Genomic DNA, 13,694 nt, shown 5'->3' on the forward strand with positions numbered 1-13,694 from the left:
GACAGGTTTCTTGTCCCACTCATTATTAAAATCACATTTGGAGGGAATTATCATGACAACAAAAACTGTACAAAGACTGAAGAACTATATCAACGGAGAATGGGTGGCTATTACAGGTACCGAAACAGAAATTGTTCCTAATCCTGCGACAGGAGAACCGATGGCAGAGGTCCCCCTTTCCTCTCGAGAAGATGTCGATCGGGCTGTTCAAGCTGCCACAACGGCCTTCGAATCATGGTCTAATGTGGCTGTGCCCAAACGTGCGCGTGTGCTCTTTAAATATCATCAACTCTTAATGGCGCACTATGAGGAGCTTGCTGAATTAATCACAAAGGAAAATGGGAAATCTATTGGAGAAGCACGCGGAGAGGTGCAACGTGGGATTGAGTGTGTTGAATTTGCAGCCGGTGCACCGACACTAATGATGGGGGATTCCCTACCGAGCATCGCAACTGATGTGGAATCGAGTATGTTTCGTTACCCCATTGGCGTTGTCGGCGGCATTACACCTTTTAATTTCCCGATGATGGTACCTTGTTGGATGTTCCCACTTGCTATTGCCTGCGGTAATACTTTTGTCTTAAAGCCATCAGAAAGAACGCCGTTACTTGCTCAAAGACTTGTCGAGTTGTTAACGGAAGCCGGACTACCAAAAGGTGTCATCAATATCGTTCATGGGGCTCATGATGCGGTGAATGGCTTGCTTGAGCATGAGAATATTAAGGCGATCTCTTTTGTGGGCTCGCAGCCTGTGGCCGAATACGTGTATAAAACAGCGGCTGCTCATGGCAAGCGTGTTCAAGCGTTAGCAGGTGCGAAAAATCATTCCATCGTTTTGGCCGATGCCGACATGGATAAAGCGATCCAAGGAATTATTGGCGCAGCCTTTGGAAGTGCAGGAGAACGCTGTATGGCTTGCTCAGTCGTTGCCGTAGAAGACGCTATTGCAGATGTTTTTGTTGAAAAACTTGTTGCAGCAGCAGATGAAATTAAAATGGGGAACGGTCTTGAAGAAGATGTCTTTCTTGGGCCACTCATTCGTGACAGTCATAAGAAGCGCGTGCTTGATTACATCGAAAAGGGGATCAGTGAACAAGCCACACTCATCCGTGACGGGCGAGAGGATGCTGAAAAGACAGACAAAGGCTACTTCCTTGGAGCCACTATCTTCGACCATGTAACAAAAGACATGACGATTTGGCAGGATGAAATTTTTGCGCCAGTACTCAGCATCGTTCGTGTGAAGGATTTAGATGAAGCGATCACATTAACGAATCAATCGAAATTTGCTAACGGCGGGGTCATTTATACACAAAGCGGAAAAGCCGCACGTGAATTTCGTGATAAGATTGATGCCGGCATGCTCGGTGTCAATGTCAACGTCCCAGCACCAGTCGCTTTCTTTCCTTTCTCTGGCTGGAAGAGCTCCTTCTACGGAGATCTGCACGTCAACGGCAAAGACGGCGTCCAATTCTACACTCGGAAAAAGGTTGTCACCACGCGTTGGTAGTGGGACAGAGGGTCAGGTTTACTGTCCCCGGCTAATAAACATCAACGAGAACAAGAAAACGAGCACCTCCAAGTGGGTGCTCGTTTTTTGAATCCTGGTTCTGGGCCATTATTGGAACAATTGATAAAAGGAGCCTGAGAAACAAGTGTCCGTATTTTTCGGAAAAACAGTTTAAAATAGGAAAACCGCCCTAATGATTCATTTTTCAATTTGCATGAATTTTTTCGATAGTCATTCCTTAAAACTGACTAATGCAAAGCATGAAGTTATTATATAATTAAGAAGAGGAGAGGCAATTCGATTAAGAAAGAGTTGCGGCTCTTCTAACTTCCCTATACAGAAAATGTATTATAAGTTTCACTGGCTACAAGTACAGGTAGAAGAAAAAAATAGAGTTCATTCAAAAGAGGTTGTGAAGGCACATGAAAAGTGGAGTGACAGCCAAAGATGTGGCAAAGATAGCGGGTGTTTCCCAATCTACCGTTTCGAGGGTGTTCACACAAGGCACTCTAGTTTCAGAGAAAACAAGAGAAAAAGTATTAGCAGCAGCGGAGGAATTGGGATATGGCCCGAACGAGTTCGCGCGAAGCCTTATTACAAATAAAACAAAAATCATTGGACTCGTGATGAAGGGGGTCAAAAACCCGTTCTATCCCCAAGTATTAAAGGCGTTTGCGACAGCCTTTAAAAAAGTAGGGTACAGTATTCTATTTGTTCATACAAATAATGATGAACTCCAAAAGGAGGATGTTGAAACCCTTCTTAATTATCGGGTGGCAGGGGTGATCATTACAGATGCGACACTTTCTTTAAAGGTGACGGAACGTTTTAGAAACAATGAGATTCCACTCGTCTTTTTTAACCGTAAGGTGGATATCACCGATTTCTTTACCGTATCGACCAACAATTTAGAAGCCGGTCGCCAGATTGCAGAATTTTTAACCCGAAAAGGCTGTGAAAATATGATATATATATCCGGAGACAGTAATACTTCGACAAGTAGGGATCGCGAGAGAGGCTTTTCAGAGGTCTTAAATAAGTATCACATCCCTTATAGCAAGTATACTTCAGATTACTCCTTTGAAGGCGGTTATCAAACAGCAAAGCTCATTATTTCAGAAAATAAGATTCCCTCTGCATTTTTTGTTGCCAACGATATTATGGCTTTAGGCGTCTTGGGCGCTCTTCGTGAGCATTCGATTGCGATACCTACGGATACTAAAATTGTTGGATTTGATAATATTGAAATGGCAGCATGGCCAACCCATAATTTAACGACTTGGGAACAACCGATTTCGCAAATGGTGGGAGAAACCGTAAAATATATCATGGACGAAATTGAAGCGTATACTGGAGTGTCAGGGAATAAAGAGTTAAGAGGGAGACTAATTGAAAGACAGACGACTTAAATGTCAATGCTTGACTTAACAAGGTGTGCCTTTGTTTAAGTGCACCTCTAACCTCTCAATAAAATTTAGATGTTATCAGAATACTAGGGACATTTTTATTGCATACGTATTCATAATATGATAGGATGTAAGCGTGTTCAGAAAACGGTGTGATAAGTCAATGCCTTTGTGCATACGTATTCATTATGAGGAGGAATTTATAATGAAAGTCATAAAGCCTGGAAAATCAAAAGAAGATGTCTCAAAAAAAGATTTTGAAGTATCACAGATAGTAGCTGATGCGATAAAAGACATTGAAACCCGTGGGGATACAGCCGTCCGCGAGTTCTCTGAGAAATTTGATAAGTGGTCACCGAAATCCTTTCGTTTATCTGAGGATGAAATACAAGAAATCATTGCTCAAGTTCCAAAAGATGTCGTTGAGGATATTAAATTTGCCCAAAAAAATATTCGTGAATTTGCTGAAGCCCAGCTCGCTTCACTTAATAATATTGAAGTTGAAAATATTCCGGGCGTCATTTTAGGTCATAAAAATATTCCTGTGAATAGTGTGGGATGTTATATCCCCGGTGGACGTTATCCAATGGTCGCATCGGCACATATGAGTGTGTTGACCGCGAAGGTTGCAGGAGTGAAACGTGTGATTGCTTGTACGCCACCTATTAATGGTGAAATCCCCCATGCAACCATTGCTGCGATGTCCTTTGCAGGGGCAGATGAAATTTATCTTCTCGGGGGCATTCAAGCGATGGCATCGATGGCGATAGGTACGGAAACCATCCAGCCCGTCGATATGATTGTCGGACCAGGGAATGCTTTTGTCGCGGAAGCAAAGCGGCAGTTATACGGTCGTGTAGGGATTGACCTCTTTGCAGGCCCAACCGAGACATTGGTTATTGCTGATGAGACGGCTGACGCAGAAATGATTGCTACGGATTTATTAGGACAAGGGGAGCATGGCCCTACATCACCTTGTGCATTAATAACGACTTCAGAAAAACTCGCTTATGAAACCCTTAAAGAGATTGATAGACAGCTTACTATCTTGCCAACGGCGGATGTTGCGAGTGTGTCATGGAGGGATTACGGTCAAGTCATATTAGTGGATAACCTTGAAGAAGCGGTTATTGAAGGTGACAGACTTGCCTTTGAGCACGTGGAAATATTGACCGAAAACCCTGATTATTTCTTAGAAAACATGACTAATTACGGCTGCCTGTTCCTTGGACCAGAAACAAATGTGGCTTACGGAGATAAGGTTATCGGTACGAACCACACACTTCCAACAAAAGGGGCAGCGCGTTACACTGGCGGACTTTGGGTTGGTAAGTTCATTAAGACAGTCACATATCAAAAAATAAAGACACCTGAAGCAAGTACCTATATTGGCGAATATGCCGCTCGTCTTTGCCAACTAGAGAATTTTGCAGGTCATGCAGAACAGGCCTTACTTCGTGTCCGTCGTTATGGGAAAAATAAATAGCATAATAGAGCATTGAGTAAATGATATTGTAGTCAGGGGTGTTTCACTTGGCTACAATATCCTTTTGAGTTTCGATTGCACATGTCCCATTCTTGATTTATAGCTCTCTCTTTCTTCATTCACGTAGCGATAATTGTAAACGCATTCAAAAATTGACAGCTCAATAGTTAAAAAAGTTTCTGTATTCATCAATAAAAGGAAGTGATGGAATGGTCTTAGGGTTTATTGGTTTACTAGGGGGGCTCGCCTTACTCATTTATTTAACAATGAGAGGCATGAACCTCTTTATTGTTGCACCACTTTCAGCTTTGTTTGTCGGTGTTTTAAGTGGCTTACCTTTATTTCCCCAACTTGCGGAGAAGGGAGATCCAGACTTTTTAACGAACTATATGTCTGGGTTTTCTGGTTTTATTAGTTCATGGTATTTAATGTTTTTAACAGGCGCTATCTTTGGGAAGGTGATGGAGGATAGTGGTGCTGCAGATAGTATTTCAAAATGGATTGTGACAAAGCTGGGCATGAAACGGGCTGCTTTAGCGATCGTTATTGCCTGTGCTGTATTAACATACGGTGGGGTCAGCTTGTTTGTCGTCGCATTTTCAGTCTATCCCATGGCTATCAGCTTGTTTAAAGAAGCAAATTTGCCGAGACGTTTTATTCCAGCAGCCCTTGGCTTTGGTTCCACGACATTTACAATGACTTCAGCGGGCTCACCAGAGATTCAAAACTGGATTCCCATAAAATACTTAGGGACGAATGCCTATGCAGGCTGGGAAGTGAGTTTAATTGTTGCCGTCTTTATGATGGTTTTCGGCTACTGGTGGTTAATGAGAGCGATCAAAAAGGCTGTGGGTAAAGGGGAACGATTTATAGAAAGAGAATCTGATCAGCAAAAGGTTCGCGAGCGTTTGCCGAACCCGCTTTTAAGCCTCATTCCGTTAGTGGTTGTCTTAGTCATTTCCTTTATCTTTCATAATTCCTTAGAAGAGTCCGCTTTAATTATTGCCTTAACAAGTGGGATTGTCGCGACTTACTTGATTAATCGTAAATATTTCTTAAATTTAGGCAAGGCCATTTCAGATGGAACCGTTGGAGCAATCATCGCTATTGCGAATACTTCAGCCGTTGTAGGCTTTGGGGGTGTTGTACAAGCAACACCGGCGTTTCACAAGGCAGTAGAAGTGATGACAAGTATCCCTGGAAGTCCACTTATTGGAGGGGCATTGGCCGTTGCCATCATCGCCGGTTTAACAGGCTCCTCCTCAGGTGGGCAATCCATTGCTTTACCGCTCCTTGCGCCACATTATTTACATTTAGGTGTCGATCCGAACGCCCTACATCGTACAGTATCCATTGCTTCTGGCTCTATTGATTCTTTACCTCAGGGAGGCTATGTTGTGACGACGATTCGCTCTATAGCTGGAGAAACGCATAAGGACGCCTACCCGATGTTTGGGGCCTTAACGGTTGTTGTCCCGGCTGTAGGTGTCGTTCTCGCCGTTATCCTTTTCTCACTGGGTCTATAGCAAGCCAAAACCCTAGCAAATGATCTTCAATTGTTGGGGTTTTGAACCTATTTTGGAGAGGTGGACAATATGGAAAATTTGGCAGTGATTGGCTGTGGGACAATGGGGCACTCCATTGGCCTAGCGGCGGCTTGGGCGGGGATGAATGTTAAAGTGTATGGTGTTGATGCCCAAGATATTAACCATGCGACTCATGGGTTAGATAATAAATTGAGAGTCATGGTTGCTAATGCATTATTTGATGAAGAAGAGGCAGAGGATATTCGCAGACGGATAACGTTTTTAACGTCTCTTGATGAGAGTGTTGAAGAAGCCACTTTTATTATTGAAGCTATCCCAGAAGCGTTAGAAATGAAACATGATTTATACCACACGCTTGAGCAGCGAGTAAGTGAGAATGTTGTGATTGCCAGTAATACATCGGGATTTACACCTACAGCACTGGCAGAAGATGCGGTCCATCCAGAGCGAATGATTGTCACTCATTTTTGGAATCCGGGGCATTTAATCCCGCTTGTTGAAGTGGTAAAAGGTGCTCAAACAGCTCAATCAACTGTTGACCGTGCGATGGCTTTAATGACCGCCATGAAAAAACACCCTATTTTAATTCACAAGGAAATCCCAGGCTTTATCGGCAATCGCCTGCAGTATGCATTGTTCCGTGAAGCGCAATTTCTTCTCGATGAGGGGGTAGCCTCGAAGGAAGATATTGATGCGGCGGTCACTTATAGTATTGGCCGGCGGTTACCGGTGACAGGTCCCTTAATGACAGCGGATATGGGCGGGCTGGATGTGTTTTCTGCCATCTCTGATTATTTGTTTAAGGATTTAAGCACGATGAAAAAGTCTGGAAAGATGTTATCCAAGTTCGTTGATGCCGGTCATTTTGGACAAAAATGTGGCAAAGGGTTTTATGTGTGGGATGACGCTTTTTCTGATGAAAAGAATACTGAGCGTGAGCAGATGCTCATTCAGTTTTTGAAGCGTGACGAAAAAATGAGAGATAGGAATAAGAACAATGACTAATTATTTTTCAGATCTTCAAAATAAAACGGTTATCGTCACAGGTGGTAGTAAGGGGATTGGAAAGCACATTGCCTGTTCATTTGCGCAGCTTGGTGCACATGTGGTGATTATTGGGAGAAGTGAGGAGGCCTTAGAGCGAACACTTTCTGAGCTAAAGGTCTTCCAAGGGCATCACAAGGCGATACAGATGGATGTGAATGACATTGCAACCATGAGAAAAAAAGTGGATGACATTGTAGACGAATATGGTCTTGTTGATGTACTAGTGAATAATGCCGGTGTGAATATTCCTCGACCCGCACTCGAAATAACAGAAGAGGACTGGGATAAAGTCCTTGATACAAATTTAAAATCATCTTTTTTCTTAAGCCAAGCTGTAGCCAAATATATGATCAAACAAAAAGCTGGTCGAATCATTAATATTGCATCTCAAATGGCCTTTGTTGGGTATGTTAAGAGAGCGGCCTACTGCTCGAGTAAAGGTGGAATGGTTCAACTGACAAAAGCATTAGCAGTCGAATGGGCACCCTATCATATTAACGTGAACGCAGTGGCTCCGACATTTGTTGAAACAGAGATGACCGCCGAGATGTTTAAAGATGAAGCCTTTCAAAAAGATGTAAAGAGTCGTATCCTTTTGGGAGACCTGCCGAAACCAAAGGATATCTCTGGTGCTGTATTATATTTAGCTTCAAACTTATCTGATTTTGTGACGGGCGAGACCCTTAAAGTAGATGGAGGATGGACTGCGATTTAGAAGGAAACTCAAGGTCCGTTGACAGCTCTCTGTCCCATCAGGGAATAATGCACATATAATCGAAAATAGATATACCAGCTTGAGGCGTCCCGGTTGAAATTACAACTTTATTGAAAGACATGTTAGAAAACAAGGAAACCACCACCCTGGGTTGTTGTAAGAAAAAAGGTGGCTTTCATCATCAAAAATAGTTTTTATGACAACCCACGGTGAGGTTACAAAGAGAGAGGTGTTTGCGCACTTCTCTCTTTTATTGTGCTCACTTCCAGTTTGAAATCGGCTTTTAAGTTAAAAAAGAAACAAAGATGAAAGAGATAATAGCCAGAACCCCATGTCTTTTATAGACAACAATCCTCATAAAGAGTGTCTTCCATATAAAAAACCACTTCTAAAGAAGTGGTTAGCACCCGAGAATATACGTTCGGTTTAAGGGACAATTTAATAAAAGTTGCTATAATTGCTTTTCATATTATTAGTATAAATGATTCTTAATTATAAGTCTATATCTTTTATTTAAAATGCTCTATAGTTTTTATACGGCTTGAAAACTTGTGGGCCAAATTGGTTGCGAAATGAGGAGTAGCATGAAAATACATTTATGGGATCACAATTTGAAAGTACGACTTTTGGGAGAGGGTTTGTTTAATTTATTATTTTGGATGTATTTTCCCTTTATCACTGTCTATTTCAGTGAGACGTTAGGTCAAAGTATGGCAGGTCTGCTAATGACCGTTCCTCCAATCTTTAGCTTGATTGGAAGCCTGCTGGGAGGTGCATTAACGGATCGGTTAGGGCGTCGACCTGTAATGCTAATAGGGGCCTCATTCCAGACCCTTATGTTTGTCTTATTTGCTTTATCATCATCTGCTTGGATTGATTATATAGCATTTATCGGCATTGGACTGGGGAAGGCCATCTATAGTCCAGCCAGTAATGCCATGGTGGCGGATCTTGTTCCGGAGCAAAATCGTCGGCAAGTCTTTGCCACCTTTACGACGGCCAATAATATTGGCGCGGTGTTAGGTCCAGCACTAGGCGCTGTTTTCTTTTTTCATTATAGGCAAGCACTACTATGGACCTGTGCCGTGATCCTGTTCCTTTATTTTGTAGCGATTTATTTTATTGTTCAGGAAACACTTCCACCTTCATCACAGCGCTTGAAGGACCGCTCCCTCATAACACGGGTATTTAAAGAACAATGGAAGGGATATGGTCTTATATTTCGTGACAAAGTGTTCCTTGTGTATATCTTAGCAGGGATTTTTGCTTTAATTCCTATCATGCAATTGGACTTATATTTGCCCGTATATGTGACGTCACATGTTCCTACACAGGCCTTATTCACTTGGCACGATGTTTCCTTTGTGCTTTCCAGCAAAGAAATATATGGATGGTTAGTAGGTTTTAATGGTCTATTGTTTGTTCTCTTTATCCTTCCTGTGACCCATTGGTTCCAACATTGGAAAGAGCGAAATGTATTCATCCTGTCAGCCCTATTATCCGGATTAGGGACATTTTTCGTTGGTCTAAACAACAATATATGGTTTTTATTTTTGGTTACAATCGTCTTTACCTTTGGTGAAATGGTGCGCTCTCCAGTTTCTCAAAGCTTTATAAGTAACTATGCTCCTGAACACGCTAGAGGCCAATACATGGGGGTTGATAGCATGCAATATACGATAGGGAAATTCTTGGCTCCATTGACTGTTTTCCTGTCCACCTGGGTTCCCCCTATGGGTATATTCAGTCTCATTTTGATCATGGCCGTCATCAGCATCGCATTGTACATGTGTTTATTTAAGCTTTATGTAAAGCAGCCAGGAGTTTAAGGGGAGATCAAAATCTGTGTTTAAACTGCCTTTTAATGATATTTAGATAATGGATAGAAAACAAAGTTTACTAGAGGATATGTAACCCCTCTGAAAATTGATATAAATATTAACCAAATGCACCACTATTCATAAGATGTTTGTTAAGTCTACAGTTGGTTTTCTATGAGTAGAAAGCTAATTTTTGGACTGGGGAATTGAGTCTTCACTAGAAATGAAAGAAAAAAGCTTAATTTGTAGGAGGGATCACGATTAAGTTTTTGCTGAATATTCGCAAAGGTGTTGACAGGGAATTCATTACCGCAGAGAATAGGATTATGGTCTTATTTTGGAAATTTTATTATATTCCTTATAACGTTTAATTTGTTTATTTTGTAAAAGGGTATTTTCATGAGGCGGGCATGAACTATAGTGCACAGATACGTGAAAGTGATCAACGAATGTAAACGATGAACTCCTCGACATTAAAGGATGAGAAAGATAGTCTGAGATTCCATCGATTCGGGAATAACAACAAAAACAAAATTGAATATATCGGTGTGAAAGAATTTATTGATATTGTGGGGCCGTGCCTTTTAAGTGCGAATGTAAAGTGAACATGTTTTGCTAGGGGGATTCGCACTAAATTCTCATTCATTTTATAACATATATTCCTATTTTTGTTATTCTTTTCTTTGGATAACACAGGGAATGGCCGATTTTCTAAAGAAAAATCCCATTTTTTATGAGATGTTAGCCGAAAATCGCTGTCGCACTCTTCATGAGTGCGTGGATTGAAATCTGTTTAAAGAAGTCAATGTGATGCCAGCTACAGGTCGCACTCTTCATGAGTGCGTGGATTGAAATGACAATTTACCTGGATTATTATCCATGCGACGACCGGTCGCACTCTTCATGAGTGCGTGGATTGAAATTCCCAGCACCTTGGACCATAACCGCGTTCAACGCGTCGCACTCTTCATGAGTGCGTGGATTGAAATCATCACAGATACACTAAAACGAGAATGCCCTTGATTGTCGCACTCTTCATGAGTGCGTGGATTGAAATTCCGGGATATTGATCTTTGGCCCGCTTTGAGTTGATCAAAACAAATAATTTATTGTTCAATTTGGAACGATCCTACTATTCTCGATAATTTTAAATTGAATGCGTTTACAAAAAGAGGTATAATAGTTTTATAGGATTTTACTTTTATAAAGTGATTTTCTATAAACAAGTACATAAGTAAAAACCTGTCCCAATAAAATATAGACAGGCTTTTGAACTTACCAATATAATAATAAATTTTTCAATCCGCGCCTTTAATAAAAGCGACAACTAACAAGCTAATTATAACATGAGTTTTTGGTTTTTTTAATTTTATAATTTTTACTTCATTTAATATTAAATTTGAATTGAGACTTATATTTTGAAAAAGATTGTAAAGATCAAGGAGCGTGAGGAAATCAAGAGGGAATGTCTTGAAATAAACTATAGTGGTCATCAAAAGCTCTCTATCCGACAAACACGGGTCAGTAGCTTATATGTATCAGAGTCAACGTTTTTGAAAGGTGAGAAGCCATAAATAAAATAATCTTTTATTTATGGTTACTATGCTTTCTCAACTCTTTCTAGTCTATTCCCTCTAGCAACTTAGAGCGATGTTTTATAATTTATGTAAAAATTTAATCGAAATATAAAAAAATTTGTATAATTATGTTACTATGGTAATAGGTATTTTTACATATTAATGGAGATGAGGATGATTATGGGTTCTGTGGCTCACATTCGACAATCGGATGGGAAGGTTCAAACTGTAGAGGAGCATTTAATAAGTGTTCAAAAATTAGCTTCTAGATATGGCCGGACAATTGGTGTTGAGCGTCTTGCAGGACTAGCAGGGGTATTACACGATGTTGGAAAATACAGCAATGAATTTAGAAATTATCTATTAGATGCTGTTAGTCATCCAGAACGTCCACCTAAGCGAGGAACCGTTGATCATTCAACAGCAGGGGGGAAAATGCTTTATGAAGGTTTTCACTCCAAGAATAACAGTGTCCCTGAAAAAATTATTTCAGAAATCGTTGGTAATGCGATTATTTCACATCATATGGGTCTTCAAGACTTTTTATCTCCTGAACTAGAATCTGATTACTTAAATAGGGTAAGTGAAAAACCAATTGATGATTTTCAAAATGTTGTAGAAGCCTTCTATCATCATATTTTGAGTCAGGAAGACTTTCAAGACTATGTCAAACAATGTGAAATCGAGTTAACCCACTTTTTTAAACAGAACATTGACAAACAAAATGGCCAAAAGCTTTTCCTCACACTTCTAACCAAATATATCTTTAGCTGCTTGATTGATGCAGATCGGACAGATACAAGATGCTTTGAAGAGAAGACATCACCGACTATAGATTCCCAGAATGATAACCTATTCGAAGCCTATTACAATAAATTGACTAACCATTTATCAGACTTGAATGCCAATCCTCATACACAAACCACCATAAACCAGTTAAGAGCAAAGATGTCTCAGGAATGTGATGCATTTGCTGAAAAACCCTCTGGTATTTATACTTTATCAATCCCTACTGGTGGTGGAAAAACGTTAGCTAGCCTTAGGTATGCGCTCAAGCATGCTGTAACTCACCAAAAAGAAAGAATCATCTATGTTGTTCCTTATACGACGATCATTGAGCAAAATGCTGAGGAGGTCAAACGTATACTGGAAGACCGTGACCATATTCTTGAGCATCATTCCAATGTTGTTGAGACGGAAAGTGACACATTAAACGATGTGAAAGATAAATCCTTAAAACTTGCAAAAGATAACTGGGATGCCCCTGTTATTTTTACAACTATGGTGCAATTTTTAAACGCTTTCTATTCGAAAGGGACAAGGAATGTTAGAAGGTTACATCATCTTGCTAATGCCGTTATTATTTTTGATGAAGTACAGTCAGTACCCATAAAATGTGTCTCCTTATTCAACGAGGCCTTGAACTTTTTAAAAGGTGCTGGGGGCTCAAGTATTCTTTTGTGTACAGCAACGCAACCCGCTTTGGACTTTGTACAACATAGTATTGAAAAGATTGATGGAGAGATTGTGCAGGATTTGGAACAGGTAACAGGGGCCTTCAAAAGAGTTGATATTATTGACAAAACGACGAATGAAGGCTGGGATACGGAGGCGTTATCTGACTTTGTTTTTGATCAACTCCAAGACGTATCTAGCGTTTTGGTGATATTAAATACCAAGACAGTGGTGAGAAGGTTATTTAGCCACATCAAAGAGACTGACCCCAATCTAAGAGTCTATCACTTAAGTACGTCGATGTGTGCGGCACATCGAAAGGACATTTTAGCCAAGGTAAATGAGGCGATTAATCATAAAGAAAAGGTCGTTTGTCTGAGTACGCAGTTGATTGAGGCGGGGGTCGACATTAGCTTTGAATGTGTCATTCGTTCCTTAGCTGGACTCGATTCAATTGCCCAAGCAGCCGGGCGCTGCAACCGTCATGGTGAGTTCGGGCATCGGAATGTTTATATCATTAATCATAAAGAAGAAAATTTGAAGCATTTACAAGAGATTGCTACTGGAGCTAGGATTACGAAGCAACTGCTTATTGATCGCCATCATGATCAAGGGATCAAAGATCTTCTATCCTCAGAGGCATTAACGCTTTATTTTCAATCCTATTATGAAGCGCTTAAAGAAGATCTTGATTATTTCATTCCAACAGTTCAGAAAAATATGTTTGAGCTGCTAAAGGGAAATGTAGGATATAGGGATGCTTATTGGAATAAGACCAAGAAGTCATTTAATTTGTTGCTTGATATGAGTATCAAAACGGCAGCCAATCATTTTAAAGTTATAGATAATCAAACGACCTCACTTCTTGTTCCTTATAAGGAGGGTCATGAGATCATTGCAGAATTTAATGGCGAGGTAACGATTGAGGATATGACAGCGCTACTAAAAAAGGCCCAGCACTACACGGTAAATGTCTATCAGCACGAAATTGACAGATTAAGTCAACAGGGAGATATCCAATCTTTACTCGAAGGCAAGCTCTTTTGTTTGCGTGAAAATGCTTACGATCTCAATTATGGTGTCAATATAGATGGAAATGGACTGATGGAGGAGCATTTTATATAAAAAGAC

General features: G+C 40.6%; 8 protein-coding genes and 1 CRISPR repeat array. All 8 genes read left to right on the plus strand.

Annotated features, from left to right (window positions below; translation table 11 throughout):
* Window positions 1–52: 52 nt before the first annotated feature.
* The 8 genes from IEV91_RS07575 (at window position 53) to cas3 (ending at window position 13,688) form a co-directional block, all read left to right on the plus strand.
* A complete protein-coding gene (locus IEV91_RS07575; protein ID WP_188496822.1) occupies window positions 53–1,510 on the plus strand; it encodes a CoA-acylating methylmalonate-semialdehyde dehydrogenase in 1,458 nt (485 codons plus the stop codon).
* A gap of 422 nt (window positions 1,511–1,932) precedes the next feature.
* Window positions 1,933–2,919: a LacI family DNA-binding transcriptional regulator gene (locus IEV91_RS07580; RefSeq protein ID WP_188496823.1), complete on the plus strand. Its 987-nt coding sequence runs from the start codon at window positions 1,933–1,935 to the stop codon at window positions 2,917–2,919.
* Between the two features lie 199 nt (window positions 2,920–3,118).
* Entirely contained in the window at window positions 3,119–4,402 is a 1,284-nt protein-coding gene (gene hisD / locus IEV91_RS07585; RefSeq protein ID WP_188496902.1) for a histidinol dehydrogenase, read from the plus strand.
* Window positions 4,403–4,611: 209 nt separating this feature from the next.
* Window positions 4,612–5,928, plus strand: coding sequence for a GntP family permease (locus tag IEV91_RS07590; RefSeq protein ID WP_188496824.1), 1,317 nt, complete (start codon window positions 4,612–4,614; stop codon window positions 5,926–5,928).
* Window positions 5,929–5,997: 69 nt separating this feature from the next.
* Window positions 5,998–6,954 carry a 3-hydroxyacyl-CoA dehydrogenase family protein gene (locus IEV91_RS07595; RefSeq protein ID WP_188496825.1) on the plus strand — a complete coding sequence of 319 codons (957 nt, stop codon included), beginning with the start codon at window positions 5,998–6,000 and terminating at the stop codon, window positions 6,952–6,954.
* Window positions 6,947–7,711 carry an SDR family NAD(P)-dependent oxidoreductase gene (locus IEV91_RS07600; RefSeq protein WP_188496826.1) on the plus strand — a complete coding sequence of 255 codons (765 nt, stop codon included), beginning with the start codon at window positions 6,947–6,949 and terminating at the stop codon, window positions 7,709–7,711. The genes IEV91_RS07595 and IEV91_RS07600 overlap by 8 nt, the downstream gene beginning before the upstream one ends.
* Window positions 7,712–8,295: 584 nt before the next feature.
* Complete coding sequence (locus tag IEV91_RS07605; RefSeq protein ID WP_188496827.1) at window positions 8,296–9,540, plus strand: MDR family MFS transporter; 1,245 nt, start codon at window positions 8,296–8,298, stop codon at window positions 9,538–9,540.
* A 748-nt stretch (window positions 9,541–10,288) separates the two neighbouring features.
* A CRISPR array of direct repeats spans window positions 10,289–10,588; the repeat unit is 32 nt; unit sequence GTCGCACTCTTCATGAGTGCGTGGATTGAAAT.
* Window positions 10,589–11,288: 700 nt separating this feature from the next.
* Complete coding sequence (cas3, locus tag IEV91_RS07610; RefSeq protein ID WP_188496828.1) at window positions 11,289–13,688, plus strand: CRISPR-associated helicase Cas3'; 2,400 nt, start codon at window positions 11,289–11,291, stop codon at window positions 13,686–13,688.
* Window positions 13,689–13,694 lie beyond the last annotated feature (6 nt).

Origin of the sequence: Pullulanibacillus pueri (genome assembly GCF_014639255.1) — a bacterium.
In the GTDB taxonomy this organism is placed as follows: domain Bacteria; phylum Bacillota; class Bacilli; order Bacillales; family Sporolactobacillaceae; genus Pullulanibacillus; species Pullulanibacillus pueri.

Coding starts and splice junctions, on each gene's coding strand:
- IEV91_RS07595 (WP_188496825.1), top strand. CDS start 5,998: ATGGAAAATTTGGCAGTGATTGGCTGTGGGACAATGGGGCACTCCATT.
- IEV91_RS07590 (WP_188496824.1), top strand. CDS start 4,612: ATGGTCTTAGGGTTTATTGGTTTACTAGGGGGGCTCGCCTTACTCATT.
- IEV91_RS07575 (WP_188496822.1), top strand. CDS start 53: ATGACAACAAAAACTGTACAAAGACTGAAGAACTATATCAACGGAGAA.
- IEV91_RS07580 (WP_188496823.1), top strand. CDS start 1,933: ATGAAAAGTGGAGTGACAGCCAAAGATGTGGCAAAGATAGCGGGTGTT.
- IEV91_RS07600 (WP_188496826.1), top strand. CDS start 6,947: ATGACTAATTATTTTTCAGATCTTCAAAATAAAACGGTTATCGTCACA.
- IEV91_RS07605 (WP_188496827.1), top strand. CDS start 8,296: ATGAAAATACATTTATGGGATCACAATTTGAAAGTACGACTTTTGGGA.
- cas3 (WP_188496828.1), top strand. CDS start 11,289: ATGGGTTCTGTGGCTCACATTCGACAATCGGATGGGAAGGTTCAAACT.